The following is a 19048-nucleotide window of genomic DNA, read 5'->3' as shown; positions in this document are numbered from 1 at the left end:
TGACTGGCCGTGACTCTAAGCGTGTGTGGGGAACGTGGAGGAGAGCTTGACCAAGGCTGTGACGCTCTTGTTATGACACGAGGTAATGCAGAGCGGTGCAGCGCGGGGGGAAAGCTGGAATTCAGGCCGATTCGCCCCGTCCGCATTCTGAGAACCTGCAGGATTCACCATGATCTGTTCAGGTGTCTCAGTGGTTTTGGTGATTACGCGTCACCGTTGCTGCAGGCGACTTCCGGGGTTGCGGAGGAGCGCCGTGTACAAGGGGAACCAGGGGGGAAAGCGCAAATGTGTATTGCACGCGTATTACGTAGAGTTACGTCGGCGAAGGGAAGTCGAGGCTTCGGAACTTCTTCGCGATTCCGGGCGCGGGGTGCGGAACGCGGCTGGCGGCGTTGCCGGTTGGGGTGGCGCGGCCGGCCGTCGGCCGCCGGGCCGGCCTCCGCGGGCCACTGAGGACCTGGCGGGCCGTCAACTGGCCAGCGGTGCCGCTCTCTTGACGCCACTTCGAGGCGCGTGCCCCATGCCGGTCACTCCAAGGGGCGGTTCTTCGGCCCGGTGGTCCTGCCGACCGGGCGGGGGTGACGGTTCGGCGGGGCCCGACGGCCCCGCCGGGACGCTGTCAGGCGCCCTTGCCCTGTACGTGCACCTCGTCGCCCTTGCGGACGTCCCTCAGCAGACAGGTCAGCCGGGCGCTGCACACCCGGCGGCCCTCCTCGTCGCTGATCACGATCTCGTACGTCGCCGTCGACCGGCCCAGGTGCACGGGCGTGGCCACGCCGGTCACCAGACCCGAGCGGACGCCGCGGTGGTGCGTGCAGTTCAGGTCCACGCCGACCGCGATCTTCGAGGTGCCGCCGTGCAGCATGGAGCCGATCGAGCCCAAGGTCTCCGCCAGCACCGCGGAGGCACCCCCGTGCAGCAGGCCGTAGGGCTGGGTGTTGCCCTCCACGGGCATCGTCCCGACGACCCGCTCCGCCGAGGCCTCCAGGATCTGCACGCTCATCCGCGCCCCGAGGTGGCCCGCCGAGAACAGCGCGGGAAGGTCGACGCCGAGTGCGGCGTACTCGTCGATGACCTCCTGCGGGAATTTCACCTGCTGCTGCTCACCCATGGGCCCGGCTCCGTTCGTCGTACGCCTGTCTCTTGGCTGAGCAAACGCTCAGTCGGTCACCAATTGTTCCAGACGGCGTGTCGCGAGGCTCTCGCCCTCCTGGCTCCCGCCTTCCTGGCGCTCGCCCTCCTGGCTCTCGAGGCGGACCACGACGGACTTGCTGGCCGGGGTGTTGCTGGTGTCGGCGGTGGCGTCCAGCGGCACGAGCACATTGGTCTCCGGGTAGTAGGCCGCCGCGCAGCCCCGGGTCGTCGGATAGTGCACGACCCGGAAGCCCGGCGCCCGCCGCTCCACGCCGTCCTTCCACTCGCTCACCAGGTCGACGTACGACCCGTCGGCGATCCCCAGGGCCCGCGCGTCCTGCGGGTTCACCAGCACCACCCGGCGGCCGTTGGTGATGCCCCGGTAACGGTCGTCCAGGCCGTAGATCGTGGTGTTGTACTGGTCGTGCGAACGCAGCGTCTGCAGCAGCAGCCGGCCCTCGGGCAGCTCCGGGTACTCCACCGGCGCCGCCGTGAAGTTGGCCTTGCCGGTCGCCGTCGGGAAGCGGCGCTCGTCGCGCGGGGCGTGCGGCAGCGCGAAGCCGCCAGGGCGGGCCACGCGGGCGTTGAAGTCCTCGAAGCCGGGGATCACGCGCGCGATGCGGTCGCGGATCGTCGCGTAGTCCTTCTCGAACTCCTCCCACGGCACGACGCTGTTCTCGCCCAGGACCCGGCGCGCCATCCGGCACACGATCGCCGGCTCGGACAGCAGCTGCCCGCTCGCGGGCGCGAGCCGCCCGCGCGAGGCGTGCACCATGCCCATGGAGTCCTCGACGGTGACGAACTGCTCGCCACTGCCCTGCAGATCCCGTTCCGTACGGCCGAGCGTCGGCAGGATCAGGGCACGCGCGCCCGTGACCACGTGCGAACGGTTGAGCTTGGTCGACACGTGCACGGTCAGCCGGGCGCGCCGCATGGCCGCCTCCGTGACCTCCGTGTCGGGAGAGGCGGAGACGAAGTTGCCGCCCATGGCGAAGAACACCTTCGCCTCGCCGTCGCGCAGCGCGCGAATGGCCCGTACGACGTCGAAGCCGTGCTCACGCGGCGGCGCGAACCCGAACTCCCTCTCCAGCGCGTCCAGGAAGGCCGGGGCGGGCCGCTCGAAGATGCCCATCGTGCGGTCGCCCTGCACGTTCGAGTGGCCGCGCACCGGGCACACGCCCGCGCCCGGACGCCCGATGTTGCCGCGCAGCAGCAGGAAGTTGACCACCTCGCGGATGGTCGGGACCGCGTGCTTGTGCTGGGTGAGACCCATCGCCCAGCAGACGATGGTGCGCTGCGAGGCGAGCACCATCCGCAGGGCTTCCTCGATCTGCCCGCGCGTGAGGCCGGTCGCGGTGAGCGTCTCGTCCCAGTCGGCGGCCTGCGCTGCGGCGGCGAACTCCTCGTACCCGTGGGTGTGTTCGCGCACGAACTCCTCGTCGACCGCGCCTTCCGTCTGCAGGATCAGCTTGTTGAGGAGACGGAAGAGCGCCTGGTCGCCGCCGATGCGGATCTGCAGGAACAGATCGGTGAGCGCGGCGCCCTTGAGCATGCCCTGCGGGGTCTGCGGGTTCTTGAACCGCTCCAGGCCGGCCTCGGGCAGCGGGTTGACGCTGATGATCTTCGCGCCGTTCGCCTTGGCCGTCTCCAGGGCGGAGAGCATGCGCGGGTGGTTCGTCCCCGGATTCTGCCCCGCGACGATGATCAGATCGGCCCTGTAGAGGTCCTCCAGCAGGACGCTGCCCTTGCCGATGCCGATGGTCTCGCTGAGTGCCGAGCCGGACGACTCGTGGCACATGTTCGAGCAGTCGGGGAGGTTGTTGGTGCCCAGCTCGCGCGCGAAGAGCTGGTACAGGAACGCGGCCTCGTTGCTGGTCCGCCCCGAGGTGTAGAAGACGGCCTCGCCGGGGGAGGAGAGCCGCGCGATCTCCTCGCCGATGATGTCGAAGGCCCGCTCCCAGCTCACCGGCTCGTAGCGCTCGCCGCCCTCGGGGAGATACATGGGGTGCGTGAGCCGCCCCTGCTGGCCCAGCCAGTAGCCGCTCCTGGTGGCCAGGTCGGCGACGGAGTGCGCGGCGAAGAACTCGGGCGTGACCCGGCGCAGGGTGGCCTCCTCGGCCACCGCCTTGGCGCCGTTCTCACAGAACTCCGCCTTGTGCCGGTGCTCCGGCTCCGGCCAGGCGCAGCCCGGGCAGTCGAAGCCGTCCTTCTGGTTCACCCGCAGCAGCGTCAGCGCGGTGCGCTTCACGCCCATCTGCCGCTGGGCGATGCGCAAGGTGTGCCCGATGGCGGGCAGCCCCGCCGCCGCGTGCTTCGGCTCCGCTACCTGCGGCGCGTCCTGAACCGGATCACCCGTGGGAGGCTTCGTCGCCATCGCACGCTCCTCTTCGCACTGCGTGTGAGTAATAAGGTCCCGATCCTCCCACGGGCCGCCGACAATCGAGAGAGCCGGGTTTGCCGGACCGCGAGGCCTCGGGCGCCCGGTGCCGCTCATCTTCTTCCCGCCGCAACGGCGATGCGCCCCGACGGCGCTGTCCGGCGGTGCCGAACCCCCCTCATGGTGACGACCGTCACACCCGCCCGCTCTCCACCGCCGTGGCGTGCCCCTCCTCTTGTCCCTCTTCCTCTCGCCGTTTCCCCGCACGGTTTCCTCTCGCGACGAGCGGCCGCCGGCGGACGTCCCCGGCACCCCGGCGGAGCCGACCGCACCGGAGTGTCAGTGGGCCGTGGCAGGATCGGGGGCGTGGCAGAGACAGCATCGAAGAAGACCGACAAGAACCCCGGCGGCACCCGTCCCCGGCTGATGCTCATGGACGGGCACTCGCTGGCCTATCGCGCGTTCTTCGCGCTGCCCGCGGAGAACTTCACGACCGCGACCGGCCAGCCGACGAACGCGATCTACGGCTTCGCGTCGATGCTGGCCAACACCCTGCGCGACGAGGCGCCCACGCACTTCGCGGTGGCGTTCGACGTCTCCCGCAAGACCTGGCGCTCCGAGCAGTTCACCGAGTACAAGGCGAACCGCTCCAAGACCCCGGACGAGTTCAAGGGCCAGGTCGAGCTGATCGGCGAGCTGCTCGACGCGATGCACGCACCGCGCTTCGCCGTCGAGGGCTTCGAGGCGGACGACGTCATCGCCACCCTCGCCACCCAGGCCGAGGCCGAGGGCTTCGAGGTGCTGATCGTCACCGGCGACCGCGACTCTTTCCAGCTGGTCACCGAGAACACGACCGTGCTGTACCCGACGAAGGGCGTCTCGGAGTTGACCCGCTTCACCCCGGAGAAGGTTGTCGAGAAGTACGGGTTGACGCCCGCCCAGTACCCCGACTTCGCGGCCCTGCGCGGCGACCCGTCCGACAACCTCCCCGGCATCCCCGGCGTCGGCGAGAAGACCGCGGCGAAGTGGATCAACCAGTTCGGCTCGTTCGCGGAGCTGGTCGAGCGTGTCGACGAGGTCAAGGGCAAGGCCGGGCAGAACCTCCGCGACCACCTGGAGTCGGTCAAGCTCAACCGCCGCCTCACCGAGCTGGAGCGGCAGGTCGAGCTGCCGAAGACGGTCACCGACCTGGAGCGGGCTCCGTACGACCGCAAGACCGTCGCGCTGGTCCTGGACACCCTGGAGATCCGCAACCCCTCCCTGCGCGAGCGGCTCTTCGCGGTCGACCCGGGCTCCGAGGAGGCCGAGGTCACCCCGGTTGCCGCGGAGGGCGTGGAACTGGACGGCACGGTCCTCGGCACCGGCGAGCTGGCCCCCTGGCTCGCCGAGCACGGCACGGGGACCCTCGGCGTCGCCACCGTCGACACCTGGGCGCTGGGCACCGGCTCGGTCGCCGAGGTCGCGCTCGCCGCGGCCCAGGGCGCCGCCGCCTGGTTCGACCCCGCCGAGCTGGACGAGGCCGACGAGAACGCGTTCGCGGCCTGGCTCGCCGACGCCGCCCGGCCCAAGGTGTTCCACAGCGCCAAGGGCGCCATGCGCGTCTTCGCCGAGCACGGCTGGAGCGTCGAGGGCGTCGGCATGGACACCGCGCTCGCCGCCTACCTGGTCAAGCCGGGCCGCCGCTCCTTCGACCTGGACGCGCTGTCCCTGGAGTACCTGCACCGCGAGCTGGCCCCCGCCGCCGCGGCCGACGGCCAGCTGGCCTTCGGCGCGGACGACGGCGCCGAGGCCGAGGCGCTGATGATCCAGGCCCGTGCCGTCCTCGACCTGGGCGAGGCCTTCGAGGCGCGCCTGGAGGAGGTCGGCGCCGCCGACCTCCTGGGGGACATGGAGCTGCCCACCTCCGCTCTGCTGGCCCGCATGGAGCGCCACGGCATCGCGGCCGACCGCGCGCACCTCGAAGCGATGGAGCAGACGTTCGCGGGTGCCGTCCAGCAGGCCGTGAAGGAGGCACACGCGGCCGCGGGCCACGAGTTCAACCTGGGCTCGCCCAAGCAGCTCCAGGAGGTCCTCTTCGGCGAGCTGGCCCTGCCCAAGACCAAGAAGACCAAGACCGGCTACACCACCGACGCCGACGCCCTGGCCTGGCTCGCCACCCAGACCGACAACGAACTGCCGGTGATCATGCTCCGGCACCGCGAGCAGGCGAAGCTGCGCGTCACGGTCGAGGGCCTGATCAAGACCATCGCGGGCGACCGCCGTATCCACACCACCTTCAACCAGACGGTGGCCGCGACCGGCCGCCTGTCCTCCACGGACCCGAACCTGCAGAACATCCCGGTCCGCACCGACGAGGGCCGGGCGATCCGCCGTGGCTTCGTGGTCGGCGAGGGCTTCGAGTCCCTGATGACCGCCGACTACAGCCAGATCGAGCTGCGGGTGATGGCCCACCTCTCCGAGGACGAGGGCCTCATCGAGGCGTTCACCTCCGGCGAGGACCTGCACACCACGGTCGCCTCGCAGGTCTTCTCGGTCGGGCGGGACGCGGTGGACGCGGAGATGCGCCGCAAGATCAAGGCGATGTCGTACGGCCTGGCCTACGGCCTCTCCGCCTTCGGCCTCTCCCAGCAGCTGAACATCGACGCGGCCGAGGCGCGCGCCCTGATGGACACCTACTTCGAGCGGTTCGGCGGGGTCCGGGACTACCTCCGCCGCGCGGTCGACGAGGCCCGGGCGACGGGCTACACGGCGACCCTCTTCGGTCGCCGCCGCTACCTCCCCGACCTCAACAGCGACAACCGCCAGCGCCGCGAGGCGGCCGAGCGCATGGCCCTGAACGCGCCGATCCAGGGCACGGCGGCGGACATCGTCAAGATCGCCATGCTCAAGGTCGACCGGGCCCTGCGCGAGGCGGACCTCAAGTCCCGCATGCTGCTCCAGGTCCACGACGAAATCGTCCTGGAGATCGCCCCCGGCGAGCGCGAGGCCACCGAGGAGATCGTCCGCCGCGAGATGGCCGAAGCGGTCCACCTGAGGGCGCCCCTCGACGTCTCCGTGGGCGTGGGCCCGGACTGGGAGTCGGCAGCGCACTAGCCTCCACGGCCCCGGCGGAGGCCGCTGCCGCCACCCTGCGGCAACGGCCTCCGCCACCGCGAGTCCGGCCGGATGCCCGGCGCGGGGCCTTCTCCCGCAGCTGCGCCGGCGATCGTCTGCCAGGGGCCCACGTTTCCCGTCCGCCGCGGTGCGGGCGGGCGACGAAGGGAACGACTTCTTCCCTCCGCCCTGCCGCGGCGACTGGCAGGTACCGAGGCAGACGGCTTCTGCTCCCCTACCGTGACGGCAGGCGAGGCCCGTGCCTGCTGCCCCGCTGTCGTGACGTCCGGCGAGCGCCAAGGCCGACGTCATCCCCCTGCCGCGACCCCGAGGCCTGCTTCTCTCGCATCGCGGCGGTGGCAATTTCTTCTCCGCCGCAACGGTGATCAACCCCCACGACGCGTTCCGGCGGTGCACGGCCCCACCGCGACCCGCCCACAGGCCCCTCGGCCCGCACAGCACCCACGGCTCTCCTGGCCCCCGCCCGCACCCGAACCGGCCGAACCCTCGCAGGGCGCTTCACTCACGTGGCCCCCGCCAAAACGCCCCCCGCCCCCCGCAGCCGCAACACTGCGGGCATGGGTATACGCATGCTCCACCGCCGGACGCCCGAGGCACGCCACGGCACCCCGGCCCGGGCGGACACCGCCTCGGCCCAGGCCACGCCTGCCTCGTCGGTCCCGCCCCTCGCGGCCGACGCGAGCACCGCCCGCATCCCCGCCGACCTGCCCGCGACGGTCCGCAGGGCCGCGGCGAACCTCCGGCGCCGGCTCGCCGCCCGGGTCGCCAGGACGGACGGTGCCGCCCCCGACTGGCGGGCCCGGGCGGACCTGGCCCGCGGCTACCTCGCGCTTCTGCTCACCCTGATCCCGAGGGTCCGCCCCCGGCGCACCCTCACCGTCTTCGTGGCGCCGGTCCTCGTGGCCCGCGTCACCGAGCCACCGGGCGGCCCCGGTCCGCACCGACCGCCGCACCGGGACCGTCCGGAGCCGGGGCCGGGCGCCACACCCTGACCCCGGCCGCGTACACCAGCACCCCGAGGACCAGCCCGGCGCCGACCCCGAAACACAACGTGGGCACCAGGTCCCAGGGACTGGCGGCGGCGCCCTGGTACTTCCACCACCGCGAGGCCCGCTGCACCGCGCCCGCCAGCGCACAGCCGCCGATCACGGCAAAGGCCCGCCACCGGTCCCGTACGGACAGCACGGGCACTCCCACCGGCTCACCGCCCGGCGCCCCGCGCAGCGCACGTGCCAGGAACACGGCGATCACCACGGCGGCCACCGCGGACGTGCCGTACTGCAGCCATGAGTACATCGGCATGCCCGCCGCACTCCGCCCAAGAGCCGGAATCAGCCGTGACCCCCACCGGTCGTGATGCGTGAACGCGTCCCACACGACATGCGTCAGCGCGCCGAGCACGGCGGAGACGTACCACCACAGCACGGAAGAGCCCCGCACGCGCGTGCGGGGCGCACCGCAGCGCAGCAGTGCCGCCGGGCGCCCTTGGCCGCGCCGGGGCAGCAGCGCCACCAGCGGCTCCCGGACGAGCAGCCACAGCCCCACCGACGCCCAGGTGATGAGCACGTCCACGCCCACCACACCCGCGAAGGAGTGCGTGACCGTCCCGAACTCCATCCCGCCCGACAGGACACTCGCCGCGTAGTAGGTCATGTCGGGCGCGAACGAGCCCGCGACGAGCACCGCGGGCACCAACCGGCCCCGGCCGCCGCCGTCCTGCCGGATACCGGGCAGCACGGCCGCCGCATGGCTGAGCGTGAACGGCAACAGGGCCCCCTGGAACGGTTGTCGGCCCCGGCGCCGGAACCGTTGATCACGTCCGTCCAGTATGCGTGAGCCTCACTCGAGGGCACCCAGGGCAACGTGAGTTGGCCAAACGGTAAAAACCGGGCGCGAACGGGTCCCTGCGTACAGCAAGTTGTCGTAGGGTCACCTGGGTTGTCTGCCCCGCCGCATGGTCGAACACGCGTCGCACGAATGGAAGGGCGGCACAGGGAAACCAGAACGCCGGGTCAACCGTCACACCAGGGCGAGGCAGTCAGACGGAGACGGACGCAACACGTCCACGGGAGGGTTCACTCTATGGCGGCGCATTTTGGCAGGCGGCTGCGCAAAGGGGCGGCGACCACCGCCGTGGCCGCGGCAGCGGTCGCGGCTCTGTCCGCGTCCCAGGCTCCGGGAGTGGTGACCGGCGAGGGCAGCGGCAGACAGGCCGCGGCCGGGGCCAGCACCCCCGTGCCGGACGCGGCTTCCGACGACAACGCCACCGGCAACTCGCCGTACTACACGGACCTGCCGCCTCTCAACAGCCCCAACCCCAGCCCGTCGCCCACCGTCGGCACGCCCGTCTCCCGGGGTGAGGCCGAGGCCGGTATCCCCGCCACGGTCCTCGACGCCTACAAGAAGGCCGAGGCCGAACTGCGCTCCTCCAAGCCGGAGTGCAATCTGCCCTGGCAACTGCTCGCCGCCATCGGCAAGGTCGAGTCCGGCCAGGCCCGCGGCGGCCTCGTCGACGCGAACGGCACGACGCTGAGCCGGATCCTCGGCCCGCAGCTCGACGGCAACGGCTTCGCGCTCATCAAGGACACCGACCACGGCGAGTACGACGGCAACAGCGCCTACGACCAGGCCGTCGGCCCGATGCAGTTCATCCCGTCCACCTGGGCCTGGGCCGGCCGCGACGGCAACGGCGACGGCAAGAAGGACCCCAACAACGTCTACGACGCCGCACTCGCCGCCGGCCACTACCTGTGCCGCGACGGCCGGGACATGTCCACCGAGGCCGGCCTGCACAGCGCGATCCTCGGCTACAACAACTCGCAGGACTACCTGAACCTGGTCCTGAGGTGGCTGGAGTACTACCGCAAGGGCATCCACTCCGTGCCCGACGGCACCGGCGGCGTGCCCCGGCACCGCAGCGACGACAGCACCCCGAAGCCCTCCGGTACGCCGAAGTCCAAGCCGGGCCACGGCCCGTCGCACCCCGGCAAGCCCGACCCGGGCAAACCTGACCCGGGCAAGCCCGACCCCGGCAAGCCGGGCGGCGGCAACGGGAACCCGGACCCGAAGCCGCCGGCCCCGAAGCCGCCCACCCCCTCCGAGACCGTGGACCACCTGGAGGACGCGGACACCGGCAAGCTCACCGCGATGGCCGGTGACGCGTTCGGCCTACGGATCGGCACCCGCGCGGAGACCAAGGCGGGCAAGGCTGTCGGCAAGGTCCGGATCCGGTTCACCATCACCGGCGACACCGACGCCACCTTCGTCGGCGGCGAGACCGTGGCCACGATCGCCACCGACGCCAAGGGCGTGGCGGTCGCGCCCGCGCTCCAGGCGGGCGAGAAGACCGGCAACTTCAAGATCACCACCGCCGTCGTCGGCCACAAGACCAAGGGCGTCGACTACACGGCCACCGTCACCGACCGCGCCGCCGACACTCTCGCCCGCACCAGCGACACCCCGCTGACCTGCACTCCGGGCGGCGAGTTCGCCGACCAGGTCCAGGTGAAGGCGACGTACAAGGGCGCCGTCGCGGACAAGGTCGCGGCCACCGCCACCCTGATCAAGTCGGCCGACGACGCCACCGAGAACGACAAGGGCCCCTACTTCAAGGACGCCGACGGCAAGACCGTACGCACCCTCACCGACCTCCGGACGGACGACAAGGGCCTGCTCACCCTGCCGAAGCTCTACGCGGACGACACCACCGGCACCTTCCTGCTCCGCATCACCACCACCGGCGGCGCGACGCTCACCGTCGAGCTGAAGGTCGCCGCGACCGACACCTCGGCCGGCCCCTCGCCGAGCCCGTCCCCGTCCGCGACCTCCTGACGGTACGGACGGCACACAGGGCCACAGGGCGCCCCCTCCGCCACGGAGAGGGCGCCCTTGTCCGTGTGTGCAACCTGTTCTCATCTCGGCCGCCCGTTGCTACGGTGCCTGCCGCACCTGCATCTGACGATTCATCAGGAACCGTCCGCCGGGAGGCCCCGCATGCGCGCCCTGATCGCCGCCGCGTCCGGTCTCGCCCTCGCGCTCGCCCTGGTCCTGGCGATCACCGCCATGGGTGCGCCGACGGGCCGGACGTCCCCCAAGCCGCTGCTGACGACGGTGCCCTCGCACCCGTAGCAGCGCCCGTCCGGGAGGGAGGCCGGAATGCGCCGCAAGGCAAGCCTGGTCCTGCTCGCCTGCGCCGTGTTCTTCGCGGCGCTGTCCCCGCTGATGCGCTGGTACGCCTTCCCGCGTCTGGCCCGGATCCCGGCGAACCAGTACCAGGACATGGTCGTGGAGGCCAAGGGCGCCACCCTCCTCGACTACGGCACGATGCGCGCGAAGAAGGTCTCCAAGGTGACCATCGTGCAGACCCTCAGGGGCGATGTGGAGGCCGCCAAGAAGATCGAGAGGACGGCGGGGCGGCCGGTCGTCGTCTGGGACAGCCTGTCCTACGTCCAGGGCCCCGACGGCAAGATGGTCTCCAAGGTCCCCGAGCGCTACATCTTCGACGCCCACAGCCAGGATCCCGTCCACGCCACCGGCGAGGCGGTCGACGGCGACCCGGTCAAACGGGACGGCATCGAGTTCAAGTGGCCCTTCCTCACCCAGAAGCGCGACTACGAGTACTTCGACGCCCAGACCCGCACCACCAGCCCCATCCACTACAAGGGCACGCAGACCTTCCGCGGCGTGAAGGTCTACTACTTCGAACAGACCGTCCCCTGGACCAAGGTGCCCTTCCCGAAGGCCATGCCCGTGCAGGGCATCACCCCCCAGTCGGTGGCCAAGACCGGTACCACCCGCTGGTACAGCACGGTCCGCAAGTTCTGGGTCGAACCGGTCACCGGAGCACCCGTGTACGCCGAGGAGCTCCACAAGGAGGAACTGCGCGGCGGAACCCTGCTCGGGGGCCGGGCCAAGGTGACGGCGTTCGCGGGGGACGTGAAGATGCGCGAGGACTACATCGAGCACACGGTCGCCCTGGTCAAGCACAACCGCACCCTGATCCTGACGCTCACCTCCTACGTCCCCTGGGGCTCGCTGGCCTTCGGCCTGCTGCTCCTCTCCCTCGCCCTGTACCTGGAGGCACGCGGCCGCCGCCCCCAGGACCCGGCCCCCGCGCAGACGACGGAACCCGAACCGGTCAGCGCCTGAGCCGCGCGTTGGTGTGCCGGGTGGGCTCGGCCGTCGCCGGGTCCTCCGGCCACGGATGTTTCGGATAGCGCCCCCGCAACTCCGCGCGCACGCCCTTGTAGCCGTCCTTCCAGAAGGAGGCGAGGTCGGCGGTGACGGCGGCGGGCCGTCCGGCGGGGGAGAGGAGGTGCACGAGCAGCGGCACCCCCGCGACGGCCGGTGTCTCCCGCAGCCCGAACATCTCCTGCAGCTTCACCGCGAGCACGGGCCGCTCGGGGTCCCGATAGTCGATCCGGATCCTGGACCCGCTCGGTACGGCGATCCGCTCGGGCGCCAGCTCGTCAAGGCGGGCGGCCTCCCCGCTCGCCCAGGGCAGCAGCCGCGCCAGCGCCTGCCCGGCGTCGATCCGCCCGAGATCGGCCCGCCGCCGGGCCCGGCTCAGCTCAGGTTCCAGCCATTCGTCCACGCGCGCGTGCAGCGCCTCGTCCGACACGTCCGGCCACGGCTCCCCGAGGTGCGCGCGCAGGAACGCCAGCCGCTGCCGCAGCGTCTGCGCCTCCGGTGACCAGCGCAACAGCCCGAGCCCGTCCTGCCGTAGCCCGTCGAGGAGCGCCGCGCGTACGAGGGCCGGTCCGGCGTCCCTCAGAGGCCGCACGGCCAGCTCGACGGCTCCCAGCCGCTCGACGCGCCGGGCCACGACGTCCCCGTCGGCCCAGTGCACCTCGTCCCGCTCCGTCAGCAGCGCTCCGGCCGCGGCCCGGGCCACCTCCTCGGACACGGCTGCCCCGAGCCGCACGCGCGCGTGCCCCTTCCCGGCGGGCCGGTCGGCGACGGCGACGACGATCCAGGGCGCTCCGCGCAGAGCCGACCCCTCGGCCACCTCGGCCCGCGTCCCCGAGGCCATGAGATACGACCCCCCGTCCGACTTGGCGACCCGCTCGGGAAAACCAAGAGCGGCGACGAGCCCGACGAGCCCGTCCTCCCCGGCCCCGCCCCACCCGCCGGCCCCGGCGCCCCCTCGCGGCCGACGGTCTCCTGCTCCCGCCGGGGTGTCCGGTCCGGCCTGGGCGGTGCCTTCTGGGCGGCGGTCACGGGTGAGCGGGTGGGCGAACTCCCCCGAGACGGCCCGCAGCCGCCGCACCTCCGCGACCCATCGCCCCGCATAGGCGTCGCCACCACGCCGAGCCCTCCGCAACGCACCGGCGAGATCGTCCCCGTACTCCCGCGGCACCTCCTCCGAGAGCAGAGCGACAACCTCGGCCCCCTCGCCCGACGTGTCCAGCAGCGCCCGCCCCAGCCGCGGATGCACCCCCAGCCGAGCCAGCCGCACTCCTCGCTCGGTGGCCCGCCCGTCGGAGTCCACCGCCCCCACGGCCGACAGGACATCCCGCGCCGCCGCCATCGCCCCGCCCGGTGGCGGATCCAGCAGCGCCAGCCCCGAGGCGTCGGGATCGCCCCAGCAGGCCGCCTGAAGGGCGAACGCGGTCAGATCGGCCACCTTGATCTCCGGCGCGGGAAAGGCCGTCAGACGGCCGTCCTCGGCCTCCGTCCAGCACCGGTACACCGCGCCCGGCGCCTCACGCCCGGCCCGCCCCGCCCGCTGCCGCCCGGCCGCGCGGGACGCCCGTACCGTGGTCAGCCCGCTCAGGCCGCGCGCATGATCCACCCGCGGCTCCCGCGCCAGCCCCGAGTCGACCACCACCCGCACCCCGGGCACCGTCAGCGAAGACTCCGCCACGGACGTGGCCAGCACCACCCGGCGCCGCTCCCCGGGCGCCAGCACCGCGTCCTGCACGGCGGCCGGCGCCTGCCCGTGCACCTGGAGCACGTCCACCGCCCCCAGACCGCCGAGCTGCCCGGCCACGCGCGCGATCTCGCCCGTGCCGGGCAGGAAGCACAGTACGTCGCCCTCCCGCTCGGCCAGCGCCCGCCGCACCACCGACGCCACGTGTGCCAGCAGCGCCGGATCCACCCACATGCCGTGCGGCGGCCGTACCGGACGCGCGGGCGGCGCCCACAGCACGTCCACGGGGTGCGAGACCCCCTCGGCCTCGACCACCGGAGCATCGCCGAGCAGCCGCGCCCAGCCCCCCGCGTCCGTGGTCGCCGACGCGGCCACCAGCCGCAGCTCCGGCCTCAGCGCCTGCCGTACGTCCCACAGGAACGCGGCCACCGTGTCGGCGTCCAGATGCCGCTCGTGACACTCGTCGAGCACCACGACGTCGACGCCCGCGAGCTCCTGGTCCCGCTGCAGCCGCTGCAGCAGCACACCGGTGGTCACGACCTCCACGCGCGTGTGCCGCCCCGCGACCCGTTCGCCGCGCACCGTGTAGCCGACGCTCCCGCCGGTCTTCTCGCCCAGCAGCCACGCCATCCGCCGGGCGGCCGCGCGCGCCGCGATCCGCCGCGGCTCGGCCACCACGACCCGCCGCGCGGGACCGCCGCCGACCAGGCCCGCGAGCACCAGTGGGACCAGCGTCGTCTTGCCGGTGCCGGGCGGCGCCACCAGGACGGCGGTGCCGTGCGCGTCCAGGGCGTCGGTGAGGGCGGGCAGGGCGGCGCGCACGGGCAGCGCGTCCAGGGCGTCGTAACGGATCACGCCCCTAGTGTCGTACGGCCGGAAAACGCGGCCCACGCGTGCGTGCGAGGACGCGAAGGGGACGCCAGGAGCACGCGAAGGGGGTCAGTCCCGCTCGCACACGAAGATCGCCGTCCCGGGAATCAGGTTCCCGCGCAGCGGGGACCAGCCGCCCCACTCCGAGGTGTTCCAGGCCGGCCACTCCGGCTCCACGAGGTCCACCAGCCTGAAGCCCGAGACCGCGATGTCCCGGACGCGGTCGCCGAGCGTCCTGTGGTGCTCGACGTAGACCGCGCGGCCCTCCTCGTCCTGCTCCACGTACGGCGTGCGGTCGAAGTAGGACGAGGCCACCGAGAGGCCCTCGGGGCCGGGCTCGTCGGGGAACGCCCAGCGGATCGGGTGCGTCACGGAGAAGACGAACCGGCCGCCCGGCCGCAGCACCCGGCCCACCTCGCGCAGGACCAGCCGCGGGTCGGCCACGAACGGCAGCGCCCCGTACGCGGAGCACGCCAGGTCGAAGGAGCCGTCCGCGAAGGGCAGCGCGCCGGCGTCGGCGCAGACGAGGGGAAACGATCCGCCGATGCGCAGGGCGTGCTGGAGCTGGCGGTGCGAGACATCCAGCGCCACCGGGCGGGCGCCCTGGGCGGCCAGCCAGCGCGAGCACTGCGCCGCACCCGCGCCGATCTCCAGGACGTCCTTGCCCTTCAGCTCCTCCGGCGGGCCGAGCAGCTCGGCCTCCACCTCGTCCAGGCCCTCCGGGCCCCACACGAAGCGGTCGTCCCCGAGGAACGTGCCGTGCTCGACCTGGTACTCGTCCGCGTTGCGGTCCCACCAGCCCCGATTGGCGCTGGCGCTCTCCGCGACTCCCGCGTCGCGTCGGGTGGCTTCCGGCTCGAACCCCTCAGGGTCGAGCGCTTCGGGCTCTTGGATGATCGGCTCCCTCGTCGTACTCTTCCGTGCAACCCGCCGGGCGCGCGTCACGGAAGGGGTCCCGCAGCCCTGCGTGGCCTCCTGGGACGATTCTTGTGCCGGGTATGCGGCGATCCGCCCCGGGTGGGCGCCTTCGCGCATTGACCCTGTCCGGCTGCCCCCGTATGCTACAAGTTGCGCTGCGAGCCTGCGCTCCTCAGACGTAGCAGGCTGCGCTCGCATCTGTTGTATGTCCCCTCGGTTGTCGAGGCGCCATCACCAGTCTCTGGTGGGGCGCTTCCTTGGCTGTCCGGCTTCGGCAGAGCGAAACGGGCTCCTGGCGCAAGCAGTACCTACGACTTCAATGTCCGTACCGGAGCCCTTTCCCACATGACGAGCAGCACCGAGACCACCGCCACCACCCCGCAGGTTGCGGTCAACGACATCGGTAACGAGGAAGCCTTCCTCGCCGCGATCGACGAGACGATCAAGTACTTCAACGACGGCGACATCGTCGACGGCGTCATCGTGAAGGTCGACCGGGACGAGGTCCTGCTCGACATCGGTTACAAGACCGAAGGTGTCATCCCGAGCCGCGAGCTCTCGATCAAGCACGACGTCGACCCGAACGAGGTCGTCGCCGTCGGTGACGAGATCGAGGCCCTGGTCCTCCAGAAGGAGGACAAGGAAGGCCGCCTGATCCTCTCGAAGAAGCGCGCCCAGTACGAGCGTGCCTGGGGCACCATCGAGAAGATCAAGGAAGAGGACGGCATCGTCACCGGTACCGTCATCGAGGTCGTCAAGGGTGGTCTCATCCTCGACATCGGCCTCCGTGGCTTCCTCCCGGCCTCCCTGGTCGAGATGCGCCGCGTCCGCGACCTCCAGCCCTATGTGGGCAAGGAGCTCGAGGCCAAGATCATCGAGCTGGACAAGAACCGCAACAACGTGGTCCTGTCCCGCCGTGCCTGGCTGGAGCAGACCCAGTCCGAGGTCCGCCAGACGTTCCTCACGACCCTCCAGAAGGGTCAGGTCCGTTCCGGTGTGGTTTCCTCGATCGTCAACTTCGGTGCCTTCGTGGACCTGGGTGGCGTCGACGGTCTGGTCCACGTCTCCGAGCTCTCCTGGAAGCACATCGACCACCCGTCCGAGGTTGTCGAGGTCGGCCAGGAGGTCACCGTCGAGGTCCTCGACGTCGACATGGACCGTGAGCGCGTCTCCCTGTCGCTGAAGGCGACCCAGGAAGACCCGTGGCAGCAGTTCGCCCGCACCCACCAGATCGGCCAGGTCGTCCCGGGTAAGGTCACGAAGCTGGTTCCGTTCGGTGCGTTCGTCCGCGTGGACGAGGGCATCGAGGGTCTGGTCCACATCTCCGAGCTGGCCGAGCGCCACGTGGAGATCCCGGAGCAGGTCGTCCAGGTCAACGACGAGATCTTCGTCAAGGTCATCGACATCGACCTCGAGCGTCGTCGCATCAGCCTCTCGCTGAAGCAGGCCAACGAGTCCTTCGGTGCCGACCCGGCCTCGGTCGAGTTCGACCCGACCCTGTACGGCATGGCCGCGTCCTACGACGACCAGGGCAACTACATCTACCCCGAGGGCTTCGACCCCGAGACCAACGACTGGCTCGAGGGCTACGAGAAGCAGCGCGAGGAGTGGGAGCGCCAGTACGCCGAGGCGCAGACCCGCTTCGAGCAGCACCAGCAGCAGGTCATCAAGTCCCGCGAGGCCGACGCTGCCGCTGCCGCCGAGGGTGGCGAGGCCGCCGCTCCGGCCGCGTCCGGTGGCGGTTCGTACTCCTCCGAGGGTGCGGACACCTCTGGTGCCCTGGCCTCGGACGAGGCGCTGGCCGCGCTGCGCGAGAAGCTGGCCGGCGGCCAGAGCTGATCGCCAGCCGCCGGGCTTAGCCGATAGCGCTGAGGGGCCGTACCTTTCGAGGTGCGGCCCCTCGGGCGTTTCCGGGTGCCAGAGGTCGTTCTTCGGCTGCCGGTCCGTCTGTGGCCGGTCGCGCACTTCCCCGCGCCCCCAGGGGGTTGCGGGTACCCTTCGTTCCCTCCACTCCGAGAGATTGCTGATCAACGGCGTGTTGTGGGAATGACCCTGTTCCAGGGCGTGTTGTCGATGACGAACACGAGGAGGAGCGGTCACAGTGCTTGATCCGCAGGGTTTGTACGCATGGGAGCCGAAGGGCCTGGCAGTCGTCGACATGGCGCTCGCCCAGGAGTCGGCCGGCCTTGTCATGCTCTACCACTTCGACGGATACATCGACGCGGGTGAGACGGGCGACCAGATCGTCGACCGGCTCCTCGACTCACTGCCCCACCAGGTCGTGGCCCGCTTCGACCACGACCGGCTCGTGGACTACCGGGCCCGCCGTCCGCTGCTGACCTTCAAGCGGGACCGCTGGACCGAGTACGAGGAGCCCGGCATCGAGGTCCGGCTCGTCCAGGACGCCACGGGGGCGCCCTTCCTGCTGCTGTCCGGCCCCGAGCCGGACGTGGAGTGGGAGCGCTTCGCCGCGGCCGTACGACAGATCGTGGAGCGGCTCGGGGTCCGCCTGTCCGTGAACTTCCACGGCATCCCCATGGGCGTCCCGCACACCCGCCCCGTGGGCCTCACCCCGCACGGCAGCCGCACCGATCTCGTCCCGGGCCACCGCAGCCCCTTCGACGAGGCGCAGGTGCCCGGCAGCGCCGAGTCGCTGCTGGAGTACCGCCTCATGGAGGCCGGGCACGACGTCCTGGGCGTCGCCGCGCACGTTCCGCACTACATCGCCCGCTCCGCCTACCCGGACGCGGCGCTCACCGTCCTGGAGGCCATCACGGCCGCCACCGGCCTGGTGCTGCCCGGTGTCGCGCACTCCCTGCGCACCGACGCACACCGCACGCAGACGGAGATCGACCGGCAGATCCAGGAGGGCGACGAGGAGCTGACCGCGCTCATCCAGGGCCTGGAGCACCAGTACGACGCCGCCGCGGGCGCCGAGACCCGGGGCAACATGCTCGCCGAACCGGTGGACATCCCCTCGGCCGACGAGATCGGGCGCGAGTTCGAGCGGTTCCTGGCGGAGCGGGAGGGCGAGAACTAGGGCGCCCGCCACGGCCGTTCGCTGCGGGCAGGTGCCGGTGGTGGCCCTGTCCGTGCCAGGGCCTAAGCTTCCGCTCATGCTGAAAGTGGGCCTGACCGGCGGGATCGGTGCCGGCAAGAGCGAGGTGTCACGGCTGCTCGTGGAGCACGGGGCCGTGCTGATCGACGCCGACCGCATCGCGCGTGAGGTCGTCGAGCCCGGAACACCCGGTCTCGCGGCCGTGGTGAAGGCCTTCGGCGAGGACGTTCTCGCCACGGACGGCAGCCTGGACCGGCCCAGGCTCGGCTCCATCGTGTTCGCCGACCCCGACCAGCTGGCCGTCCTCAACTCGATCGTGCATCCCCTGGTGGGCGCCCGCTCCCAGGAGTTGGAGAGCGCCGCGGCCGGCGACGCCGTCGTGATCCACGACGTCCCGCTGCTCACCGAGAACGGCCTGGCACCGCTGTACGACGTCGTGGTCGTCGTCGACGCGAGCCCCGAGACCCAGCTCGACCGGCTGGTGCGGCTGCGCGGGATGACCGAGGAGGACGCACGCGCGCGTATGGCCGCGCAGGCGACCCGCGCACAGCGCCGGGAGATCGCCGACATCGTGATCGACAACGACGTACCCCTGGACGTGCTGAGGGGGCGCGTGGCGGAGGTCTGGGACGAGCTCGTGCGACGGTCGCGCGCGTCCCGGACGGCGTCGCAGGACAGCCGTCCGGGCGGCGGCGCGGAATAGCGG

General features: G+C 71.7%; 13 protein-coding genes. 8 read left to right on the top strand and 5 right to left on the bottom strand.

Features of this window, described 5'->3' with window-relative positions; translation table 11 throughout:
* Nucleotides 1-619: 619 nt before the first annotated feature.
* Both AVL59_RS36935 and AVL59_RS36930 read right to left on the bottom strand, forming a co-directional pair.
* A complete protein-coding gene (locus tag AVL59_RS36935) occupies nucleotides 620-1111 on the bottom strand; it encodes a hotdog fold thioesterase (RefSeq protein ID WP_067313392.1) in 492 nt (163 codons plus the stop codon).
* A gap of 48 nt (nucleotides 1112-1159) precedes the next feature.
* Nucleotides 1160-3508 (bottom strand): FdhF/YdeP family oxidoreductase, encoded by a 2349-nt coding sequence (locus AVL59_RS36930; protein WP_237281776.1) that lies wholly within the window; start codon nucleotides 3506-3508, stop codon nucleotides 1160-1162.
* Between the two features lie 369 nt (nucleotides 3509-3877).
* Here AVL59_RS36930 and polA point away from each other — a divergent pair, with 369 nt between their 5' ends.
* Together polA and AVL59_RS49825 are read left to right on the top strand one after the other, a co-directional pair.
* Nucleotides 3878-6604 (top strand): DNA polymerase I, encoded by a 2727-nt coding sequence (gene polA / locus AVL59_RS36925; RefSeq protein WP_067313390.1) that lies wholly within the window; start codon nucleotides 3878-3880, stop codon nucleotides 6602-6604.
* 578 nt (nucleotides 6605-7182) lie between these two features.
* Nucleotides 7183-7617: a hypothetical protein gene (locus AVL59_RS49825; protein WP_208870504.1), complete on the top strand. Its 435-nt coding sequence runs from the start codon at nucleotides 7183-7185 to the stop codon at nucleotides 7615-7617.
* On the opposite strand, the gene AVL59_RS36915 is transcribed toward AVL59_RS49825, so the two are convergent.
* A complete protein-coding gene (locus tag AVL59_RS36915) occupies nucleotides 7535-8392 on the bottom strand; it encodes a DUF4184 family protein (RefSeq protein ID WP_067313387.1) in 858 nt (285 codons plus the stop codon). The two genes, AVL59_RS49825 and AVL59_RS36915, sit on opposite strands and share 83 nt — an antisense overlap.
* Nucleotides 8393-8707: 315 nt before the next feature.
* Between AVL59_RS36915 and AVL59_RS36910 the strand changes: the two genes are divergently transcribed.
* The 3 genes from AVL59_RS36910 to pgfA all read left to right on the top strand — a co-directional run bounded on the left by AVL59_RS36910 (nucleotide 8708) and on the right by pgfA (nucleotide 11773).
* On the top strand, nucleotides 8708-10456 hold the full coding sequence (locus tag AVL59_RS36910) for a lytic transglycosylase domain-containing protein (protein WP_067313385.1): 1749 nt from the start codon (nucleotides 8708-8710) through the stop codon (nucleotides 10454-10456).
* A 162-nt stretch (nucleotides 10457-10618) separates the two neighbouring features.
* Nucleotides 10619-10753 (top strand): SPW_0924 family protein, encoded by a 135-nt coding sequence (locus tag AVL59_RS51850; RefSeq protein ID WP_107407402.1) that lies wholly within the window; start codon nucleotides 10619-10621, stop codon nucleotides 10751-10753.
* A gap of 27 nt (nucleotides 10754-10780) precedes the next feature.
* The gene (gene pgfA, locus AVL59_RS36905) at nucleotides 10781-11773 is read left to right on the top strand and encodes a cell envelope lipid trafficking protein PgfA (RefSeq protein WP_067313383.1); all 993 of its coding nucleotides are present in this window, start codon (nucleotides 10781-10783) and stop codon (nucleotides 11771-11773) included.
* On the opposite strand, the gene hrpB is transcribed toward pgfA, so the two are convergent.
* Complete coding sequence (gene hrpB / locus AVL59_RS36900; RefSeq protein WP_067313382.1) at nucleotides 11763-14351, bottom strand: ATP-dependent helicase HrpB; 2589 nt, start codon at nucleotides 14349-14351, stop codon at nucleotides 11763-11765. The two genes, pgfA and hrpB, sit on opposite strands and share 11 nt — an antisense overlap.
* Nucleotides 14352-14435: 84 nt before the next feature.
* Nucleotides 14436-15260 (bottom strand): class I SAM-dependent methyltransferase, encoded by an 825-nt coding sequence (locus AVL59_RS36895; RefSeq protein WP_067318181.1) that lies wholly within the window; start codon nucleotides 15258-15260, stop codon nucleotides 14436-14438.
* Between the two features lie 369 nt (nucleotides 15261-15629).
* Between AVL59_RS36895 and rpsA the strand changes: the two genes are divergently transcribed.
* From rpsA to coaE, 3 genes are all read left to right on the top strand, one after another.
* On the top strand, nucleotides 15630-17123 hold the full coding sequence (gene rpsA / locus AVL59_RS36890; RefSeq protein WP_067015219.1) for a 30S ribosomal protein S1: 1494 nt from the start codon (nucleotides 15630-15632) through the stop codon (nucleotides 17121-17123).
* A 262-nt stretch (nucleotides 17124-17385) separates the two neighbouring features.
* Nucleotides 17386-18324 carry a PAC2 family protein gene (locus tag AVL59_RS36885; protein WP_067313380.1) on the top strand — a complete coding sequence of 313 codons (939 nt, stop codon included), beginning with the start codon at nucleotides 17386-17388 and terminating at the stop codon, nucleotides 18322-18324.
* 76 nt (nucleotides 18325-18400) lie between these two features.
* Nucleotides 18401-19045, top strand: a complete 645-nt coding sequence (gene coaE / locus AVL59_RS36880; protein WP_067313379.1) for a dephospho-CoA kinase — start codon at nucleotides 18401-18403, stop codon at nucleotides 19043-19045.
* The last annotated feature ends 3 nt before the right edge of the window (nucleotides 19046-19048 follow it).

The organism is Streptomyces griseochromogenes (assembly GCF_001542625.1).
Classification (GTDB): Bacteria; Actinomycetota; Actinomycetes; order Streptomycetales; family Streptomycetaceae; genus Streptomyces; species Streptomyces griseochromogenes.
The sequence above is the reverse complement of the archived record's forward strand: the minus strand, read 5'-3'. Positions and strand labels throughout refer to the sequence as shown.

Bases quoted from the DNA above. Each gene is read 5' to 3' on its own strand.
- AVL59_RS36935 (WP_067313392.1), bottom strand. From the start codon at position 1,111: ATGGGTGAGCAGCAGCAGGTGAAATTCCCGCAGGAGGTCATCGACGAG.
- AVL59_RS36910 (WP_067313385.1), top strand. From the start codon at position 8,708: ATGGCGGCGCATTTTGGCAGGCGGCTGCGCAAAGGGGCGGCGACCACC.
- pgfA (WP_067313383.1), top strand. From the start codon at position 10,781: ATGCGCCGCAAGGCAAGCCTGGTCCTGCTCGCCTGCGCCGTGTTCTTC.
- AVL59_RS51850 (WP_107407402.1), top strand. From the start codon at position 10,619: ATGCGCGCCCTGATCGCCGCCGCGTCCGGTCTCGCCCTCGCGCTCGCC.
- rpsA (WP_067015219.1), top strand. From the start codon at position 15,630: ATGACGAGCAGCACCGAGACCACCGCCACCACCCCGCAGGTTGCGGTC.
- coaE (WP_067313379.1), top strand. From the start codon at position 18,401: ATGCTGAAAGTGGGCCTGACCGGCGGGATCGGTGCCGGCAAGAGCGAG.
- AVL59_RS49825 (WP_208870504.1), top strand. From the start codon at position 7,183: ATGGGTATACGCATGCTCCACCGCCGGACGCCCGAGGCACGCCACGGC.
- AVL59_RS36930 (WP_237281776.1), bottom strand. From the start codon at position 3,508: ATGGCGACGAAGCCTCCCACGGGTGATCCGGTTCAGGACGCGCCGCAG.